22 protein-coding genes and 1 tRNA gene are annotated in these 18,989 nt (G+C 54.9%); 12 read left to right on the top strand and 11 right to left on the bottom strand.

Features of this window, described 5'->3' with window-relative positions; translation table 11 throughout:
• Positions 1-37: 37 nt before the first annotated feature.
• Together WG31_RS03160 and WG31_RS03155 are read right to left on the bottom strand one after the other, a co-directional pair.
• Entirely contained in the window at positions 38-256 is a 219-nt protein-coding gene (locus WG31_RS03160; protein WP_063353627.1) for a hypothetical protein, read from the bottom strand.
• 120 nt (positions 257-376) lie between these two features.
• Entirely contained in the window at positions 377-1,033 is a 657-nt protein-coding gene (locus tag WG31_RS03155) for a LysE family translocator (protein ID WP_063353626.1), read from the bottom strand.
• Between the two features lie 243 nt (positions 1,034-1,276).
• Between WG31_RS03155 and WG31_RS03150 the strand changes: the two genes are divergently transcribed.
• The 5 genes from WG31_RS03150 to WG31_RS03130 all read left to right on the top strand — a co-directional run bounded on the left by WG31_RS03150 (position 1,277) and on the right by WG31_RS03130 (position 5,595).
• Positions 1,277-2,728, top strand: a complete 1,452-nt coding sequence (locus WG31_RS03150; RefSeq protein ID WP_063353625.1) for a Hint domain-containing protein — start codon at positions 1,277-1,279, stop codon at positions 2,726-2,728.
• Positions 2,729-2,901: 173 nt separating this feature from the next.
• Positions 2,902-3,258: a hypothetical protein gene (locus WG31_RS03145; protein WP_238331330.1), complete on the top strand. Its 357-nt coding sequence runs from the start codon at positions 2,902-2,904 to the stop codon at positions 3,256-3,258.
• Between the two features lie 143 nt (positions 3,259-3,401).
• On the top strand, positions 3,402-3,719 hold the full coding sequence (locus WG31_RS03140; protein WP_063354852.1) for a hypothetical protein: 318 nt from the start codon (positions 3,402-3,404) through the stop codon (positions 3,717-3,719).
• Positions 3,720-3,809: 90 nt separating this feature from the next.
• A complete protein-coding gene (locus WG31_RS03135) occupies positions 3,810-5,060 on the top strand; it encodes an FAD-dependent oxidoreductase (RefSeq protein ID WP_063353623.1) in 1,251 nt (416 codons plus the stop codon).
• Between the two features lie 4 nt (positions 5,061-5,064).
• Complete coding sequence (locus tag WG31_RS03130) at positions 5,065-5,595, top strand: c-type cytochrome (protein ID WP_063353622.1); 531 nt, start codon at positions 5,065-5,067, stop codon at positions 5,593-5,595.
• A gap of 85 nt (positions 5,596-5,680) precedes the next feature.
• On the opposite strand, the gene WG31_RS03125 is transcribed toward WG31_RS03130, so the two are convergent.
• The 4 genes from WG31_RS03125 to WG31_RS03105 all read right to left on the bottom strand — a co-directional run bounded on the left by WG31_RS03125 (position 5,681) and on the right by WG31_RS03105 (position 10,834).
• On the bottom strand, positions 5,681-7,897 hold the full coding sequence (locus tag WG31_RS03125) for a TonB-dependent siderophore receptor (protein ID WP_063353621.1): 2,217 nt from the start codon (positions 7,895-7,897) through the stop codon (positions 5,681-5,683).
• A 424-nt stretch (positions 7,898-8,321) separates the two neighbouring features.
• A complete protein-coding gene (locus WG31_RS03120; RefSeq protein WP_063353620.1) occupies positions 8,322-9,011 on the bottom strand; it encodes an invasion associated locus B family protein in 690 nt (229 codons plus the stop codon).
• 41 nt (positions 9,012-9,052) lie between these two features.
• Positions 9,053-9,430 (bottom strand): hypothetical protein, encoded by a 378-nt coding sequence (locus WG31_RS03115; protein ID WP_006117042.1) that lies wholly within the window; start codon positions 9,428-9,430, stop codon positions 9,053-9,055.
• Positions 9,431-9,823: 393 nt separating this feature from the next.
• Positions 9,824-10,834, bottom strand: coding sequence for a Hint domain-containing protein (locus WG31_RS03105; protein WP_245191550.1), 1,011 nt, complete (start codon positions 10,832-10,834; stop codon positions 9,824-9,826).
• A gap of 609 nt (positions 10,835-11,443) precedes the next feature.
• On the opposite strand from WG31_RS03105, the gene WG31_RS03100 reads away from it, so the two are divergent.
• Positions 11,444-12,268 (top strand): META domain-containing protein, encoded by an 825-nt coding sequence (locus tag WG31_RS03100; RefSeq protein ID WP_063353617.1) that lies wholly within the window; start codon positions 11,444-11,446, stop codon positions 12,266-12,268.
• Between the two features lie 228 nt (positions 12,269-12,496).
• Positions 12,497-12,997: a CHRD domain-containing protein gene (locus WG31_RS03095; protein WP_035351123.1), complete on the top strand. Its 501-nt coding sequence runs from the start codon at positions 12,497-12,499 to the stop codon at positions 12,995-12,997.
• A gap of 119 nt (positions 12,998-13,116) precedes the next feature.
• Here WG31_RS03095 and WG31_RS03090 read toward each other — a convergent pair whose 3' ends face one another.
• Together WG31_RS03090 and WG31_RS03085 are read right to left on the bottom strand one after the other, a co-directional pair.
• On the bottom strand, positions 13,117-13,548 hold the full coding sequence (locus WG31_RS03090; protein ID WP_063353616.1) for a hypothetical protein: 432 nt from the start codon (positions 13,546-13,548) through the stop codon (positions 13,117-13,119).
• Between the two features lie 262 nt (positions 13,549-13,810).
• Positions 13,811-14,764 carry a hypothetical protein gene (locus WG31_RS03085; protein WP_063353615.1) on the bottom strand — a complete coding sequence of 318 codons (954 nt, stop codon included), beginning with the start codon at positions 14,762-14,764 and terminating at the stop codon, positions 13,811-13,813.
• 242 nt (positions 14,765-15,006) lie between these two features.
• Here WG31_RS03085 and WG31_RS03080 point away from each other — a divergent pair, with 242 nt between their 5' ends.
• The gene (locus tag WG31_RS03080) at positions 15,007-15,693 is read left to right on the top strand and encodes a YoaK family protein (RefSeq protein ID WP_170315327.1); all 687 of its coding nucleotides are present in this window, start codon (positions 15,007-15,009) and stop codon (positions 15,691-15,693) included.
• A 29-nt stretch (positions 15,694-15,722) separates the two neighbouring features.
• The gene (locus WG31_RS03075; RefSeq protein WP_063353614.1) at positions 15,723-16,526 is read left to right on the top strand and encodes a hypothetical protein; all 804 of its coding nucleotides are present in this window, start codon (positions 15,723-15,725) and stop codon (positions 16,524-16,526) included.
• Positions 16,527-16,591: 65 nt separating this feature from the next.
• On the opposite strand, the gene WG31_RS03070 is transcribed toward WG31_RS03075, so the two are convergent.
• Positions 16,592-16,780: a hypothetical protein gene (locus WG31_RS03070; RefSeq protein ID WP_003626200.1), complete on the bottom strand. Its 189-nt coding sequence runs from the start codon at positions 16,778-16,780 to the stop codon at positions 16,592-16,594.
• A gap of 263 nt (positions 16,781-17,043) precedes the next feature.
• On the opposite strand from WG31_RS03070, the gene WG31_RS03065 reads away from it, so the two are divergent.
• Entirely contained in the window at positions 17,044-17,223 is a 180-nt protein-coding gene (locus tag WG31_RS03065; protein WP_003626196.1) for a hypothetical protein, read from the top strand.
• 113 nt (positions 17,224-17,336) lie between these two features.
• Here the strand turns inward: WG31_RS03065 and WG31_RS03060 are convergent, their stop codons facing one another.
• Both WG31_RS03060 and WG31_RS03055 read right to left on the bottom strand, forming a co-directional pair.
• Positions 17,337-17,735, bottom strand: coding sequence for a hypothetical protein (locus WG31_RS03060; RefSeq protein ID WP_063353613.1), 399 nt, complete (start codon positions 17,733-17,735; stop codon positions 17,337-17,339).
• Between the two features lie 53 nt (positions 17,736-17,788).
• Positions 17,789-18,199, bottom strand: a complete 411-nt coding sequence (locus tag WG31_RS03055; protein ID WP_006117031.1) for a YggT family protein — start codon at positions 18,197-18,199, stop codon at positions 17,789-17,791.
• Between the two features lie 20 nt (positions 18,200-18,219).
• Here WG31_RS03055 and WG31_RS03050 point away from each other — a divergent pair.
• Positions 18,220-18,295: transfer RNA gene (locus WG31_RS03050), tRNA-Ala, on the top strand.
• Positions 18,296-18,560: 265 nt separating this feature from the next.
• On the top strand, positions 18,561-18,956 hold the full coding sequence (locus WG31_RS03045) for a hypothetical protein (RefSeq protein ID WP_245191549.1): 396 nt from the start codon (positions 18,561-18,563) through the stop codon (positions 18,954-18,956).
• Positions 18,957-18,989: the final 33 nt, after the last annotated feature.

Below are 18,989 nucleotides of genomic sequence, written 5' to 3'. Positions count from 1 at the left end.
CACTTTGCCCCCGCATGTTGCCTAACGTGCGGGGGTTTTAGTTTCCGCCGCCGGGCCTGTTCTTCCATTCTATGGATTGATCGGCAATGTAGTAGGTAATGGCGGAAATAAACAACCACAGCGGCCCCGCCACGCTGTTTTCCAGCACCAAAGCCACGCCCATGCTAAAGGCAGCAATGGAAAGCGTAAGAATAACGCAACAGCACAGCACGGCCAGAGGCCAGTTTCTGGGCCATCCTTTTTTGGGCTGAGACATCTGGTGCGTATCCTATCTGGGCCGCGCAAAAGGCCGGGGCTTATGGTGTGTTATTGCGTATCGTAATCAACTGGGCAGTTAAGCACAATATACACCGCGAATGGCTGCCCTTTTGCCGCCTTATGCGCGCCCACGCAAAAGCACGGCCCCAAAGCCCATAAACACGCAGCCTGTTATACGGTTAAACACCCGGCGGATGGCGGGGCGCTGCAACTGTTGGGCCAGTGTGTAACCGCCCACGGCATACACGCCGTACCACAGCATTTCCAGCAGCGCAAAGGTGGTTATCAGCACCACAAATTGCGGAAGCTGCGGGGCATGGGGGGCAATAAACTGCGGAAAAAACGCCGCCGCAAACAGCAACAGCTTGGGGTTGCTAAGCCCCACCCAAAACCCCTTGCGCCAGCGCCCCCATGCGCTGCCATGTTGCGGGCTTTCTGCCTGCGCGGCGGGCGTGTTGGGCGCAGCAACGGGCGCAGAAGGTGGCACGCGCCCGCCCTCTTGCCATGCCTGTATGCCCAGCCAAAACAGATACACCGCCCCGCACACACGCAGCACGCCAAACAGATGAGGAGAGGCCGCAAGCGCTGCCCCCAACCCGGCGGCAGAAGCCACAAGCACCAGCACAACCGCGCTTAAACACCCCAGCATGGTGGCCAGCCCACGCGCCATGCCCACCCTCGCCACGCTGGCCAGCACATGCAGCATGTTGGGGCCGGGAATTGCGCACAAAAAGAACACTATGCCGCAAAACACACCCCAATTATGCCAGCTCATGCTACAGTCCTTAATAATAAGAAAGATTAAGCCACTAATAATAAGAAAGATTAAGCCACTGTTACACACTCTCTGCCACAGGGCCAGAAACGGCACAGCACAGCCGCGTTAGAGAATACGCTTAAAAGTTCCACCACTTTAACGTGGTTTAAACATTTTTAACCTTGTGCATTTGCGGTTCATAATCTAACTTTTGTATATTAAGTAATTCCAAACTTGATCATTTTTAAGAAAGTCCTCGTTATGGCAACGTCCACAATCACCGTTGGCAGTAACCAGACCGTTACATTTGATGCCACATCCAACGCACTCAACAGCACCGTTGATTTTACCGGCACAAGCGGCAATCTGGATTTGCAGAACCTTTCTGCCTCCAACCCGCTGGCTCTTACAATTACCGGAAATTTTGGGGGCGGTATTAGCAACGTTCTTACGTTTGGCACTGCAGATAATGTTTCTATCAGCAAGAGTAGTGTCAGCTATAATACAGATAACAAAAAAACAACCATTATTACTCTTGTAAACAAGAGCGGCCAGCAACTGGGCACCGTTACAATAGCGGGTGATGTTTTTGAACTTACCGGCGGTTTCCCCAACAATACTGTGCCAAGTGATAGCCTAGATGTGATTGCCACCTCCTATAACAACGGCGCCATTACCGTTTGCTTTCTGGCAGACAGCCTGATTGCCACCCCCAATGGCGCGGTGGCTGTGCAGGATCTGCTTGTTGGGGATGAAGTGCAGACATATGCAGATGGCGTGGCCTCTGCTGGCACGCTTAGCTGGGCGGGTATGGCGCATTGCACGGTTAACCCCACCTTGCCGGATGATCTGGCAGGCTACCCCGTGCGCATTGTTAAAAATGCCATTGCCGATGGCGTGCCCTTTAAGGATATGCTGATAACGGCTGAACACTGCCTGTTCTTTAACGGCGCGTTTATTCCCGCACGTATGCTGGTAAACGGTGTTTCCATCTTTTACGATAAATCCATCACCTCTTATAATTACTACCACATTGAAACCCCAAACCACGCGGTTATTATGGCCGATGGTATGCTGACAGAAAGCTATCTGGATACAGGCAACCGCCGCAGCTTTACCGCAAAAGGCAATGTTATCCAGATTGGTGGGGCCGCCAAAAGCTGGCAGGCAGATGCCGCCGCCCCGCTTTGTGTGGAAAGAGAGCAGGTGGAAACCGTGTTCCGCCAGATTACCGCACGTTACCCGCAGGGGGCCGCCGCAGCCGCGCCAGCAACCGTGCATAACCCGGATTTGCACCTTATCACCAACACAGGCGCCACCATCTGGCCTGCAAACTGCAAGAACAACACTTACAACTTTATCCTGCCCGCCAACACGCAGGGCGTGCGCGTGGTTTCCCGCGCTAGCCGCCCGGCAGATGTAATTGGGCCTTTTGTAGATGATAGGCGCAACCTTGGCGTGGCTGTGGCGGAAATTACCCTTTTATCCGCCACCAAGCAGCAGGCTGTAACGGCCCATTTGCAGCCCGAAAAGCCCAAAGGCTGGCACGCTACAGATTGGACAGATTGCGCATGGACAAACGGCAATGCCGAACTGCCCCTGACCACGCAGCAAACACAAGGGGCCATTTGCATGCTTTCCCTTAAAGTGCGGGCCGCCGGGCCTTACCTGCTGGCAGATGCTGTGCAGCACAGTGCTGCCAAAACTGCCTGATCTACCAAAAACCGCTTACATATTTTGGTGTTTTTAAAGCACCATTTGGGCCAGTGCAAAAATGCATTGGCCCTTTTGCAGCAACATGGCCATGCTATTGCCTTAATTGGCATATGATATGCAAAAATGAGTGCAACACGCTCTAGCAAAAGGCATCGGCTATGTTTCAGCGCATGACGTCTCTTTTAAAACTTCAGAACACTCCATCGGAAGAATGGCAAAAAATGCCCGTGCATTTGCGCCGCTTTCTATATGCCACTTTTGTGGTGGAAGGCGTGTTGTGCCTTTATCTGCTCAAAAGCATGGCCTCCCCTCTTTTCCATTTAACCATGTTGCTGCCAGCGGCATTTTTGCAGCATCAGGTTTCTGTTGCCCAATTCTCGCTTATTGTTTCCATGTATCTTACTGTGGCCGCTATTGGCAGCATTGCGGCTGGCGCTTTTCTTTTGCGCAAAAATTATGAAAAAAGCATGATGCGGTATGCCGTTATACAGGAATTAAAGCAAAGCACCGCCCCTAAAAAGAACTGATCTGCCAGACCTGTTGCGCCCATGTGGCAGCCTTTGGGGGGCTACGCAGCACAATGGGTACAGCCGGGTGCGGCGCGCTTTCCTGCTCTCATAGTCCTGCCTAACCCTGCAAGAAACCCACCTTGCAGGAAAGCCCCGCCACCATGCCAACATCACCAACACATGCAGCCCCCCGCAAGCGGCCTTTGCCCAACACGCAGGAATGGCCGCCCCTACCCGGCACCAGCGCCTATATGGCCCGCCAGCTTGCGCAGGATACCGCCACCGTGCGCCAGATTGTGACAGTTTTACAAAACTGCGCCCAGCAGATTACCCCGCTTGTGGCCCAGCTTTACTTTACCCAAGGCCCGCTAACAGTGCTGGACTGCGCCCCCACCCTGCGCGCGCTGGCCGATGACATTGCGCATGATGACCCCCAAACCCTGACCGAGCTGGCGGCCGAGCTTACCCGCGCTGGCTGATATGTGGGTTTTGGAAACACCCCCGCCCTGCTATGTTGCCCCCTCGCCATGCTGCGCGACAAAACAGAAACCGTATAAAGGACGCCCCTTTTGAAACGCAGAAACCTTTTTGCCGCTTCTCTGGCTGCCGGTGCATTAGCCGCCGGGCGCAAAAGCTGGGCCAGCGTGCCAGAGGCCGCACAGGCTATGGGCCGCACAGCGCCGCCCGGCACCGTACCCGCCCTAACGCCCGCCCGCGTGCATGCAGACCAGATAATGGACATTAAGGTGTGCCTGCGCCCCTTCCGCCCCGCTGGCCCACGGCTGGAAATAGAGCCGGTGGCAGATAAAATTGTGGTGCACAATTACGGGCATGGCGGCAGCGGGTGGTCTCTTTCATGGGGGTCTGCCGCTATGGCGGTGGAACGCGCCGCCCCCCTTATGGAAAAACGCGTGGCCGTAATTGGCTGCGGCATTATTGGCCTTACCACCGCCATAACCGCCCAGCGCGCGGGCATGGATGTTACCATTTATGCGCGGGATATGCTGCCCCATACGCGCTCTGTGCGGGCCAATGGCAGTTGGACGCCGGATTCACGCATTGCGCTGATAACCGCTGCCACGCCAGATTTTGCCGCCACGTGGGAGCGCATGGCGCGGTATTCTTGGCAAACGTATCGGGAATATCTGGGCCTGCCCGGCAACCCGGTGGATTTTAGAGACAATTACCTCCTATCCGACACCCCACCGGATGAGGCCGACCATACCGAGCCCACGCCCGATATCAGCAAAGGCTCCTATGCCTCTACCGGCGTGCCGCAGAGCGAGGCCGAATTTGCCAAATATGCTGAGAGAATAAAGGATATTATTCCCGCAGCAGAGCTTCTGGCCGGGGCGGACAACCCCTTCCCCGTTGCGTATGCGCGGCGCAAGCCCATTATGATTTACAATTTTGGTGCGTTTGGCCACGCTTTGTTGTCTGATTTTTATCAGGCAGGCGGGCGTATTGAGATACGCGAGTTCCACAGTCCATCCGAGGTGGCAGATCTGCCAGAACGTGTGGTGTTTAACTGCACCGGCTATGCAGCGCGAGATTTGTGGGGCGATAAATCTCTTATTCCCGTACGCGGGCAAACGGCGTGGCTACCGCCACAACCCGCCGCCAATTATGGCGTGCGCTACAAGGGCGCGGCCATGCTTTCCAAATCCGATGGGCTGATGGTGCAGGGTGTCAACCTTTCCGGGTTGGGAGAGCTGGAAGGCGTGGGCAACAGTATGGAACAGCCCAACCGCGCAGAGGCCGAACAGGCCGTGGCTGTGTTTGAAGATCTGTTCTCCCGCTTTCGGCCCCGCAGAGGATAACGGCATGGCACAGCACCGCATTTTTGCAAAACAGGGCCAAACGGCTAAAGGATTTTGCGCCGCTCTGTTGGCCGCAACCGGGCTTGTGGCCACAGCGCATGTTGCACAGGCCGCCCCACGCCATGCACCGGCAGCACCCCCTGCCCTTACCGCGCCAAGTTTTACGGCAGAACAGGCAGACCACGGGGCGCAAATTTACGCAGGCACCTGCGCCATGTGCCACGGTGCAGCGCTGGAGGGCGCGCATGATATGCCGCCTTTGCGCGGGCTGTTTGTGGCGCGCTGGGCCAATACATCGCTCAACAAGCTGTACGCCTACATCACCCACGCCATGCCGCTTATGGCGCCGGGCACCCTGCCCCCGCAGGACAACATAGATGTTCTGGCGTTTCTACTGCGCGAAAACGGTGTGGAACCAGGGCACACACCCCTACCGACGGATGAAAACCGCTTGGCGCAAATGGTGTTTCCCGCTGCCTCGGCGCTGCCTCCGGTAAAAGCAGCGCAACCGGGCAAGGCCCCGCGCGCACGGTAAAAAAAATACCCCGCCCACTGTTTTATGGTGGGCGGGGTTTTTTAAATATTGCTGGCCGTTTGGCCTGTTTTACAAAACAGATGGCTTACCACTTAAAGCCAATGCTGCCTTGGGCGTTCCGGCGCTCTCCATAATAGCACCATTCCTGCCCGTAAGAGGCATAGGCCATGCAGTTGCCGAGATACTTTTTATCAAACAGGTTGCGCACGCTGGCCGCCACATTCCACCCACGCAGAGAGGGAGAAAGGTTAGACAGATCATACCCAATGGAGCCATCAAACACCGTATATTGCGGCACATGCACGCTGCCGTAAGAGGCCTCGCCCCCATAACGTGGGGCGGAATAACGCAGGCCGCCGCCAAAGCCAAAACCCTTCATCACACCTTTGGGCATGGTGTAATAGGCAAACAAAGAGGCATTGCCTTTGCCAGACTGCATAAGCGGCTTGCCGGTGGAATCATCCTTAATTTTCTGCACGCTCACTGCGGCAGTAATCATCAGGTTTTTGTAGGGTTCGGCGTGGGCTTCAAATTCAAAACCATCTGAATGCACCTTGCCACTTTGCGTATTGTAGCCCAGATTCCCCACAGATACCAGCACGTTGGTTTGCTCGATATGGAAGCCAGCGGCTGTTAGCAGCACGGATGTACCGGGGAACTGATACTTCACCCCACCTTCAAGCTGCTTGCCCAAGGAAGGATCTGCCTGCCGGAAGCTCTGCCCCCCATTGTTAGACACAATGCCAGATTGCGGCTGAAAGGATGTGGAATAGCTGATATATGGCGCAAGCCCGAAATCAAAGTGATACAGGCCAGAAGCACGCCACGTAATCTGGCGCGGGCTTTCACTTGTGCCGGTATGGCTGATATAGTTCATCTGGTGGGAACGGTACCAGTCATTCCGCAAACTTCCTGTTACAATCAGGTTTTTCCAGCGCAGTTCATCCTGCGCATACATGCCAATCTGGTGTGAATCCGTGCGGTAGTTCATATACGGGCTGCCCATGTCTGGCATGGTCATATGGTAATTGGGGTGCAGCACATCCAAAGAGGGCGCAGCGGCATAATAGCCTACCTCTGTGGCGCTTTGCTGCATATAATCAAACCCGAACATCATATCATGCGTCACTGGCCCGGTGCGCACGTGGCCCTTAAACTGGCTATCAAACGCCAGATTATGCGTGTGCTCGTTGGTGCCAAAGGCAGAACGGGCAAGCATTGTGGGGTCTGTATCGTAATAGCCGCTATCATACACGCTGCGGTAGATGGTTTTAATATCATCATACCGGCCGCGGGTGCTAAAGCTCCAATCATCATTAAACTTGTGGTTTAGAATATAGGTAATGCCGCCCTGCCTGCGGTTGAATTTTTCAAACGGCACGTCACCATCATAAAAGTTGCGCGGTAGGTAACCGTATGATGCACGTTTGAGAGAGCCCACAAGCGGCACGCCGCCATAAGTGCCGTTTTCGGGATCATACTGATAATTGCCCAGCAGGGTAAGCGTGGTGGGGCCGTGTGCGCCAAAGGTAAAGGCCGGGCTTATGGAAAAACGGCGGCTGCCCGTGCGTGCAAGCTGGCTGTGCTGGCCATTAACCGTGCCATACAGCCGATACTGCACGGAACCATCCTTGGTGGCGTAACCGCCAACATCTGCATCCACCCGGTACAGATCAAAACTGCCGCCGGTGGTGGTGATATCTCCGTAAAACTGTTTGTCTATCGGCAGTTTGCTGGAAAGCGCTACAAGCCCACCGGGGCTGGATTGCCCATACAGGGCAGAGGCTGGGCCTTTTAACACTTCCACCCTATCAAGGCGGGATGTATCTGTTTGCGGCGTGGCGTACCCGGTGGGGCTAGCCTGCACCTTCAGCCCATCTAAAAAGGTGGGCACGGTAAAGCCGCGCAGCATGAACTGATCATACCGCGTGCCTACGCCACCGCCACGCAAATCAGACGTAATGCCCGCCGCATAACGGATGGCCTGATTAAGGCTGAGCACACCGCGCACATCCATTTCATCCCGCGTAATGACTGTAACAGACTGCGCTGTTTCAATAAGCGGTGTGTTGGATTTGGTGGCGGAAGACGCAATGGTGGACGCCCTGCGCGCGCGCACTTCCACCCCTTCAACATGCACGGCGGATGCAGGCCCCTTGTTGGCGGCCTTGCCGTGTTTTGCTGCCGTTGCCCCAACCCGCTGAGACTGCCCGGATGTGGGTGTCTGGGTTGCTGCAAGAACCTTACCGCTTATGAAAAATGTAAGGGGAAGCGCACAAAAAATAATCCTGTTGTGGTGCATACCCGTTTTACCCCGTGGTTCTTGCTGGTGTATTGGCCGGGCAGTTAACAACATTGCGAATCATTTGCAATAATTAAATGAGGCTCAGATTTTTGCGGTTTTCTGCCGTTATATAGCGTTTTGCGGGATGTTTTTGGTGCAGGACATGCGCAGGCCATGCCCCATAAAACAGGCACAGGCCGGGCTGTATCAGACCGGAAAATACGGCCCGATGTTTTATAAACTATCTTTTAATAATCAAGCCGTTTGGCAACACATACCATCCGTAGCACAGTGCTGAACAGGAACTAAAAATTGGCCTTGGCATGGCCCGCCGCACGGCTTGCAAAGGGCCTGTTCTGGCCCCTTGCCGCGCAGAGAGAATAGGGAGCGGCCGCTCTCTAAAATTTGCATATGAAAACGTATTGCACTTGCAACTGTGGCGTTAAGGAGACACCCCACCATCCTTACCGGCCCAGCCATCTGCTGTATCCAACGCCGGAGCCAACCCCTCTAGCGGGAAGTTTATGGTCAGCACACCTGCATCACGCTTAGACAACATCAGATGGCCCACTTTGCCACGGCGCAAGGCGTCCATCAGTTCCAGCGTAAAGGTGGCCAGCGCCAGGCAGCCCTTAGTATCGCAATATTGCCATTCCAGCGGCACGGGCGGCGCGTTATCCACCGCCAAAAAGGAATGTTTGCTAAGCGAAAGGCCAAGCGGCACCCGCACAATAATTTTGTATGGCGCATCAGACAGCCGCGCAGTGCTGTTGGGTGGCACGGCACGCGCAATTTGCATGCTGCCAATAATGCTGGTGACGTGGTGCTGGGTATCGTTTATCTGAAAATTCTGCTGCACGCCGCATAAAAACGGCTTGCTGGTGGCGCTGTTAAAATTGCACTGCCAGCCCCAATGTTGGATAACCCCGCTTTTACGGTCTATTTGGCTTATACCCGCCTGCGTTGGGCCAACGGGGCCTTTATCATGCAGCGTATCCAGTAATGTTGTATCTTCTGAAGGAGATTTGCTGGCCGCCTGTGCTGGGCTACATAGCAGCGCCGCCAGAACGCCGCACGTGGCAAAAAGCCCCGCCCGCGCAAAATACACTTTAAAAAAACGCTGCTGGGACATGCTAAAACTCCTGTTGTTTCATTTAAGCTGCCCCTCTGCCGTTATGGCACAGGCAAGGCAGCATTGCACCGCACGTAGGATTCCTTATCCCTAAAGATAAACAGCACATAGTAATCCAACGCGCGGCCACGCCTGCGGGTGGTGTGGGTGTAAAACGGAAACACATCCTGCGGGGGGCCGTATTCTGGGGGCAGAGGGTCACTCTCCAGCAGGGTTTCCACTCTAAACAATGGTACATAAATATGCACCGGGCCGGGGTTGCGCCGCACATGCCACAAATTACGCCGAAACTTGCGCAACCGATCTGGCAAAATGAAGATCATGTTTTCTTCAATAAACCGCTCATCCGGCTGGGCGCGGCGCAGGTAGCGCGTATCTTCCGGCATATCGCAAAAAAAGTTGTAACCCTGTATTTTCATGCTTCTCTATGCACTTTCTTCGGGGTCATATCCGCTGGGCTGGGGCATGGGGTATCCTTTTGGTAACGCCTTAATTCTCTCCTCCCATACTGCGCGCAGGCATGCAACCAGAGCGCATGCACGGCAGACCTTAGGCGTTACACGGCCCTGCGGTTGTTTGAGGTGTATATTTTTTGCTGTTGTAAACGCGCAAATTACGCAAGCAGGGCAACTGCTGGATGGCCCACGGCTTTAAGCTATCGCCTATCATGCCCATACAGTGTGCAGGATAACTTGGCCGCAACAACACGGCTTTTACAAAATGCGCGCGCGGCGCAAACACACCACATATTGGCGCAGAGTTATCATCTATAAAAAAAACCCTGCCCCAAAATATGGAGCAGGGTGAGGTTATCAGGCCCGCAGAGCGGTTTCTTCTGGCATTTCAGCCCTGACAACATAAGGGCCAGCTTCTAGAATCTGGAGGGCAAGAAGTGCGCCTGTTCCCGGCTCTCTCTGGCCGAGGGGGAGGCAGGCATTTCCATCCGTCCAGCGCATGGGGTAAAATTCTACGTTATTCCATCCGTCCAGATTTTCATCATGCAGATAAGATGTGATCGTGCGCGAAGTTGCCCCTTCGAAAATCCTGACATCCCCAACCAGAACCCCAAGGTGGCGGCGATCATCTACAAATGGCCCTATTGCCTCATTCCGGCGGCTAGCGTTGGAGCGGATGTAAACCGTTTCAATACCTGCGGGAACCATAAAGAGGGCGTAATTTTTTTCTGTGCGCAGGGGATGGATAACACGACCATTGCCCAATGACAGAGAGAGACCGCTTTCCTCTGTTAGAACTGGTGTTTGTGTGTGCAGCGGCAAGCCCATTTCTGCCGCACGTGCGCTGAGCTTTTGAAATATTGGCTCAACAAAAGCGCGGGAGACATCAAGCGGTGCTGCGGCATCATCCCACGTAAGCTGACGGCTGCGGGTTATGGAAAGCACATCGCCATCCTGCCGGAAACTCTGCAGGTTTCCGGTATCCAGATAGCTTTCCGTCAAAACACCATCTGCGATGATAACGGCATGATCTTCGGTTTCAACGTGGTAATAATCGTAAGATGTGAAAGATTGATCGTAAAAGATGGACTGACCGTTTACGAGCATGCGTGCAGGCACAAAGCGGCCGTTAAGAAACAGGCAATGTTCAGGGGTGATCAGCATATCCTTAAAAGGCACGCCGTCTGCTATGGCGTCCTTAACAATGCGCACCGGGTATCCTGCCATATCTACAGAAAGAAAAGGCTTTACAACGCAGGTTGATTTACCAACCCATGAAACCGTTTTCTGCTCTGTTTTACCGTTTACAAGCACATCGATCCGGTCACCAATAACCAGATTTTCAACCTTACACGTTGTTCCATTCACTGAAATTTCTGTGCCCGCAAGGAAACATGGATCAAAACCGCGGTTCTGAAATGCCAGCGATGTGCTTGTGCCATCGGTTCCTTTTACTTGCCAATGATTGTTACTTTGGCCGTATGAATCATTCACATAGGTATAATTGGAGATATTCACATCTGCGTCTGTTAATAGAAAATATCCGCCCGCCGTATCACCTAATATGATTTGCGATGAACCAGCCTTACCCCAAGTAAAATTATATGAATATGTTACACCATTAATAGTGAAACCTGTTGAACTATTAAAAGTTACTGTAACACTATTTTGGATATTAGAGACAGTTGATTTTGAATTTACTGTTTTTATAGTTGCAAAGTTAAGTATATAACTTCCTGAAGATGGAATGTTGGTTGTGGTCGCCATGGGGTACTCTTAAATGATTGTTAAGGAAAAGTTAGAGTTAGTTATATATTATCGCACCTCAGAGTCAAATGATTCTGCGCCTCTGGCCCCGCTGGCATAGGTGCCCCTTAACAGTTCTGGCATAATGCGGCACAGATACACGCACGCGTTTTCCATCGCCCGGCGTGCCTGTGCTGCCAAGGGGCAACAGAAGTAGAAGGACACTTGGCCATGCGCTTTTCCGCCCCTTTTTTCCGCTCCGGCCTTTTTGCGCTGTGCGCTGCGGGCGCGGTGCTGGCTGGCTGTGCAGAACCCCGCACCACCACCACGCCAGAAGGCAAGGAAGCCCCGGTAGCCGCCACCGGCCCCAAAGATGTGTATGAAGCCCGCGGGAACGCACCCTTCTGGAACATGACACTGGCTGATGGCGCGCTTTCTGTTGAAACACCGGATGGCCCGCGCATGGCCCGCGTGATCCGCCACGCTTATTCTGAAGGTGGCACACGGTATTACGAGGCATCGGATATAAAAGCCGCCCTGACCACATCTGCCTGCACAGATAACATGACCGGCCAAGTGTTTACAGATACCGTAACCCTTACAACCGCCACCAAAACCTTGCGGGGCTGCGGTGGCGCCCTTGTGCCCCCCACCAGTTTAAACAATACGCGCTGGGTGGTTACGGCTATGGATGGCCGCAAGCTGCGTAGCGGCAATTTTGTGCCCGACACAGATGATAGCGCCACGGATGAAAACCCCAACCCAGCCGCAGATATGTTTGCCCCCACGCTAGACATTAACGATACGGGCAAGATTTCTGGTTCCGATGGCTGCAACCGCTATGTGGGCGGGTTGGTGTTTGGGCCAAAGGGCAGCGTAAAAGCCACGCCTGTGGGCAGCATGAGCACGCGCATGGCCTGCCTTGGCAAACAGAATGACATTGCAAACACCTTTAGCCCATTGCTGAACAGCGTAACCGGCTGGACAACAGATGGCACACACCTTGTGCTGCAAACCTCCGGCGGCAAAACCATCCGTTTGCGGCAGGTGTTCTAACCCTTGCGCCTTGTGCCGCGCCTTTTTGGGGCGGCGGGCTGGCCCCTTTATGTATCACGCGAGCGTGAGAGATTGCGGGCCTACAACACAAGGCTGGCCAACCCCATATTGGCAGCAAGTAATGCAAATACGTGCCTTTGCCCGCCCTTTAGCGCAGGAACCTCTGCCAGAGCGGGCCGTTATAGGCCTATCGCACAGATGTTTTTATGTTTGAAAGGGCGCTTTCGTATGATTTCAGCCAGCAAAAAAGTGTTTCGCAAGGTGGCTTTGGGTGTCACGCTTGCGGTTACAGTGGTTCCGGCGGCTGTAAGTGCGCTGGTTTCCACCGCGCATGCTGAACGCAGCGAACGGTTTGGTGGCGATTTTACAGCCGAACACAACGCAACATCCCACCCAACTGGCAAGGTGGATGCGGTGTTTTTCCCTTCCACGCATGAGCTGCGCTACACCATTACGTGGGATGGGCTAAGCGGGCAGGTTACGGTGGCGCATTTTCATGGGCCAGCAGATCCGGGGCAGGAAGCAGGCCATATGATCACCCTGAAAGGCCCGTTTAAAAGCCCGTTTTCTGGCACCGCCATTTTAACGGCAGATCAGGAAAAAGCCCTGCATGATGGCAAGATGTACCTCAACCTGCACACCGCCGCCTACCCCAAGGGGGAAGCCCGCGCACAGCTAACATCTCCTTATAATGGAGACACAGCACACACAGACCCCAACCGCACCTAATAAACTTTGCCCCCGCGCATAAAAAACGGCCCCGCTGCCTACACCCCGCATATGGGGCAAGGCAGCGGGGCCGCTTTGCATTTTAAGCCCAGATACTGGTGGGCATAAGCCGCAACATATTACAGGTGCTGTGCGCCTTCTGGCTGAGCTTCACCCCCCTGCGGGGCACCGTTAGGCTGCTGGGTGGGCTGCATGGTGCCGGGGGTGGTGGAATGTTCTACATCATACGCCGTGGCTTTTTGCTGATACGTACCCTTTGAGCCGGGGTGTTCCTTATCATACAGCGCGGCCTTGGCGCGGGCTTCCTTACGGTATTCGTGCCGACGATACATGCCCGCGGCACACCCCGCAGCCGCACCCAGCACACCATGATGGTTGGCCATATGGCCACCCACGGCACCAGCGGCGCCATACTTCAGGCAGCCGCCCGGTTCGCTGGCGTTTGCGGCGGTGCCAATGGTGGCAGCCATAAGGGTTGCAAGGCCAAGGGTTACAATCTTACGCATTCTTTTATCCGTCTTTCCTATGGCCTGCCGGTGTGGGGCAGGCATCTGCCAAACTTATATAGCAAATAGATATGGCAGCAGCTTTGTTCAACACCGCCACACTAACCAGCAAACAGTGGCGGAATATGGGCCAAGGCAGAATACCGGGGCGTTTGCTATGCGGTGGCCTGTGTACTTAAAACTTTGTTTAAGCTGTTCTATTAAAACAGGCACGCATCCCCTTTTTAGCATGGCTTGCAACGCAAAAGCCCGCCAGCGCGGCTGCCAGCGGGCCTGATGTGTGTGTTGGCGCTGTGGTGGGCGCGTATTACCGCACAGCTCCGGCCTGAGATGCCGCCTGACGGGCAAATTCGGCCTGTGCTGCGGCTTCTCGCGCTTCGGCCTTTTGCGCCACGTCATCCTGAATAGCCTGCTGCGAGGGCAGCGGCGTATAGGGCACTGGCTTGGGTGCTGGCGCGGGTGTGGGGGCCATAACAGCCGGTGGCGGAGCAGAAACAACCTTCGGCGCAGGGGCAGATACAGCAGGGGCCGCCACATGCGGCGTGGCAGCCACGGCACGCGGGGCCACATAAGCCGGGGCAGATACAGCCGGGCGCGGTGGTGCCACACGCGCAACAGGGGCCGAAACCGCACGCGCTGGCGCTGTTATCTTAGGTGTGGCGGCCACACCTGCGGGAACAGCCGCCGCAGCGGCAACGGGGGCTGTGGCACGGATAGGCGGCGGGGGAGCGGACGGCCATCTTGGTTTTTCATCCGATGCCCGCTGGTTATCTATGCTTGGCGCGGCATCACCATTGCGGGCGGCCTTAAGCAGATCCGGCCCCATAAGGGCGGTGCGGGAGCATACGGCCTCACGCTGGTCTCGGTTTAGGGTGCGGGTATCAAACATCTGGTCTGGGCCAAGACGCAGCATGCCAATGCCACCCCATGCGTAATCGGACGAATTGCGGACATCCGGCAGTTTTGCCAGTTCCCGCCCCAGCATGTTTACCGTGGTGTCTGTTATCAGCTTGTTGTGGTAGCAAAAATACATCAGCCCGCCCACATTGGCCGCATTTGTGCCCAATACGGTGGGTATGCCATCGTAATCCAAAATGCCGGGGGCGGCTGTGGCCACTGTCATGGGGGGTGGGCCGGGACGCATCTTCATAATCTGTAGCCCGTAATGAGGGTTCTTCTCCGCCGCATAAGCCGCCGGGGGCGCGGCCAACAGGGCAGTGCAGGCCCCCAACGCCAGAAAAACAGGACGGAATCCCAACATCTACTTTGTTCCTTGCTTTGGTCTGGCCGCAGAATACGGAAAAACCCCACCTGCCAGCAAGGCCCGCCGCGCGTGCCATGCCGCATAAACTTGCGCATAGATGCCTGATATCCACACCTACGGCCACCCCATTGGCACGCAAATACAGCCTTACGGCCCTGTGAATGGCCTATATGCCACGCAGCGGGCACAAAGGCTGCGGGTGGATTTTGTGTAATGTTCTTGTATGCTGATGGATGAATATGGCCGAGCTTTCTTCTTCCTCCTCCGTGCGGGTTTCTGCGCGGCGCATTTTGGTGCTGGATCTTTTAGCCGGGTATGTGGATGCGCTGGGCTTTGTGTATCTGGGCGGGCTGTTTGCCTCCGCCATGACAGGCAACACAACCCATCTGGCCGCCGCCCTTGTTGGGGGCATCTGGCCGCATGCGCTGCTGTTGCTGGAAATTTTAGGCACGTTTTTTGTAGCGGCCATGCTGGCTACTCTGGCACGGTTGCGCTGGCAGGCAGCCATTGGCATAGCCTGTGTGGGCGTGCTGCTGGGGGCCACGCAAATTGCCATGCTTACGCCGTGGCACCGCCCGCTGGCCCTTGTGCTGCTGCCCGCCCTTATGGCCGTGCAGGGTGAAACAATTGCCCGGTTTTCCGGCACCGCTATCCAAACCATTGTGATCACCAGCAACCTGCTGAAATGTGCCTCTGCGCTGGCTACATCACTGGCTGCGCGCTGGCCGGGCAGCACGGTTAAACCGCCCGCACCCGGGGCGGCCCTGCTGCCGGGGCTTTCGTGGCTGGGGTTTGCTGCGGGGGCTCTGTGTGGCACCCTAGCCATGGCGTGGCATGTGCCGCTCCCCTTTATCTGGCCCCTGCCCCTGCTGATTTTGCTGTATCTGGACATTGCCCGCGCCGAAGCCCACAACACACCGCCCTAAACACCCCCACCCTTTTACGAACAAGAGTAATGACCGGTCTGCCCTTTCCTTCCCTGCCTATTTCTGCCTCTGCTGCTTCTCTGTTTTATCGTGCACGCGGGCTTGCCGCGCTGGTGCTGCTGCCCGCGCTGGCAGGCTGCGGATATATAGATAGCCGCACCGCCCATAAGGGCCAGTTAGCCGTGATTGGCATGACAAATGAGGATTTACAGGCCTGCGCGGGTATTCCCGACAAAACGCAGAAGATAGATGAGCACACCACGGTTTATCAGTATGTGCGCTCGGTCAACATGCCTTCCACCAACGATTCCTCGCTGTTTCCGCTCCAGACATTTGTGAACATGACGCAAACCACCTTTGGCGGCGCGGGCAAAACCTGCGTGGCCAGCCTGCGGATGGTGGATGGCCGTGTGTATGACCTGCACTACAGCGGCGATAATGACCGCATGATTGGCACGGATGGCGCGTGCTCTACGGTTGTAAAAGGCTGCATTCGCTCCCCCGTGGCCTCCACCAATCGGTTCCATGACAGGTTGATTGGGTTTGGCCCGGTTTCGGCTTTTCATGAACCCAGCATAGAAGCCCAAAGGCGTGCGCTGCATTCGGTTTATGAACAGCCAGAACCGCAACGTATCCTCAACCCACGGCCAGATTCTGCTGGCGCGCCCTCCTCCGCCGCCACGCCCGCAGCGCAGGCAGGCGCGGCAACACAGGCGGTTCCGGTTTCTCAAACGCTCACGGGCCCGCAGGCTGTGGCCGCCGCTTGGGCTGCCAAAGCGCAGGCTGCAACACCCGCTACGGGGGCGGCCCAAAACAGCAACGCCCAGCACTAAGGCCGGGCGCTTTATATATTATGTGGGCTGGGGGTATGTGCCCCGGCCCGGCATGTTAAGGGCGTTCAGGCCTTGCCGCGCGCGCCTTCCTGCAACTGGGCTTCCAGCTTACGCAGGCGTTCACCCAGAGCTTTTGCGTGTTCTGGCCGATCCTTCAGCGCAATATCGTATTCCCGCTTTACCTGTTCCATTTCACGGCTAATATCTGTGGCGGATGGCAGGTGGTGGGTATGGTTTTCTGTTTTTTCAGACATAAAAATCTTATCCTTGGTTACATAAGCCTACCTTAAACATTGGGGCCACCCCCGCAGCCTGCAACCCGCACAAAAGCAGACCAGCATTACCCGCCACAACGCCATGCCCAGATAGCGGTTGACCACACGGGGCAAAAGAGTAAGTGTGACGCTGTTTTGATTTGGCATGATTCCGGTGGAATCTGCGGGGCTTGAGATGCATGGATATGGCACCGGCCCGGCAACCCTTTTACCGCCGGAACACTATATAAGGGGTTTTTGGGATGGGCATGTTTCTGTGCATTGCGCTGCTGGGCCTGGATCTGATGTTGTACTTCCTGGGCATGAACGTTGCAGCTATGAGCTCTGCTGTTATCGCCTTTATTGTTCCGGTTATTGTGATGTGCAGCTACAGCCTGACCCACATTGAAAAAGACCCGAACGCGTCTTCTTCTCACCACTAATGTGGGCTGGCGGGTTTTTACCTGCCATGCTGTAAAAAAGCCGCCGCAGCCTTATTGGCCCGGCGGTTTTTTTGTGCCCACATGTGTGCGGTATGCGGTGTAAAGTGGTGGCCTTACTGCGCCGTGCGGGCCAGTTGCGCATGGGTAAAGGCGCAGGCCCCGTTATGATAGGGCGCGCAATTTTGCTCCTCGCTCCCTATCACACCATGCGCCCCCATGCGGAAGGTGATGCGGCATGATTGGCCGTTATATTCCGGATCTGTTGTAACCACCCATGTTGTGCCGTGGCGGGCGGCTGCGCCCTCGGCTGATCCGGCGCAGGTATCCCCCACAACCGAAACTTCAGCAAAGGTTTCATCCCCCGTTTGCACCAGTTTAAGGGTGCCTTGGCCGCCTGCCATGCTGCCGGTGTACATTTGGGCGGATGTAGCGGGCGGTGTATCCTGCGCCAGCGCGGGTGTGGCGGCTATGGTGGCGCAAAACAGGCCCAATGTGCGAAAAAGATGCGGCATGGCGGTTGCTCCGTTTTTAACAAACCGGGCTAACGCCAGCCACCGTGCGCGTTTTAATGAGACATCAGCGCACGAAACAGGCTGACAAGCCCCGGCTGTAGCACATACTGGATAATCAGCAGCACCACCATTGGGCTAAAGTCCATGCCGCCCGGCATTGGCAGCATACGCCGCACGGGGGCCAGCACGGGTTCTGTTATCCGTTCCAGAAACACGCCTATTTTCCAGACAATCTGGTTGCGGCTATCCAGAATGCCAAAGGCATACAGGTTTACAAAAATACAGGCTGCCAGAAGCACCCAGCTATACAGTTCCAAAAGCCGCATCAACAGCATGAAAACGAAAAACACGAACGCCAAATCCTGCCTTGCTAAAAAACCGAACACACCCTTATGGCATGCCCGCATGTCTGCCATCAGACACCTACAATACAGCTTGACAGCGAATTGGTAAGCCCTATACACCCAAAAATCACGGAACAGGCGGGGCTGTAGCTCAGATGGGAGAGCGCCTCGTTCGCAATGAGGAGGTCAGGGGTTCGATTCCCCTCAGCTCCACCACCCTCCTGTTCAACCCCTTGTTTTTATTGGGTTTTTTGGTGAAAAGTGTAAACTTTCTTCACAAAGTTTTCACACCGCCTCTTGATCTAAGCTTATTTAGAGCATTTTTCGGCACTTCGCGTTGTACGTAATACTCTCTCGCAATAAAGTAATATGTCACATTATTATATGTTCATTCTTTTTATGCGTATTTATTGCAAAAGTCATACGTCTAAGGCATAGAAGTCGCCGTACGTTGTAATTCTATATCAGAAAGATGTAAAAAGTGTCGAAAATTAAAATGGCCGTAATGCTGAGCGTCCTTTTGCTGCCAATGGCAACAGTAGCTTGCTCCAACAGCGGCAATAAAACACTAAAAAACGAAACTCAGGCTTCTGTAGATGCAAAAATTATTGACGGTGTAACCACAAAAGAACAGGTAAAACAAATGTTCGGTGATCCGCTGAACGTCAACTATACGGATAGCGGCAAAGAAATCTGGAAATACGAAATGGTGCATAGTTCTGTGGATGGCATCAATTTCGTTCCTGGCATGGCTTACTTTGGCTCTCGCAACCATGGCACGTCAAAGCAGCTTGCTATTATCTTTGATGGTGACAAAGTGCTGCACCACACAATGGCTAGCTCCAAAACAGTGACCGGCACGGGCGTGCTTAACTAAGCAGCATATAGGAAGTAAGAATATATTAATGTT

Origin of the sequence: Acetobacter oryzifermentans (assembly GCF_001628715.1) — a bacterium.
Lineage (GTDB): Bacteria > Pseudomonadota > Alphaproteobacteria > Acetobacterales > Acetobacteraceae > Acetobacter > Acetobacter oryzifermentans.
This window is presented reverse-complemented; position numbering and strand designations above follow the sequence as displayed.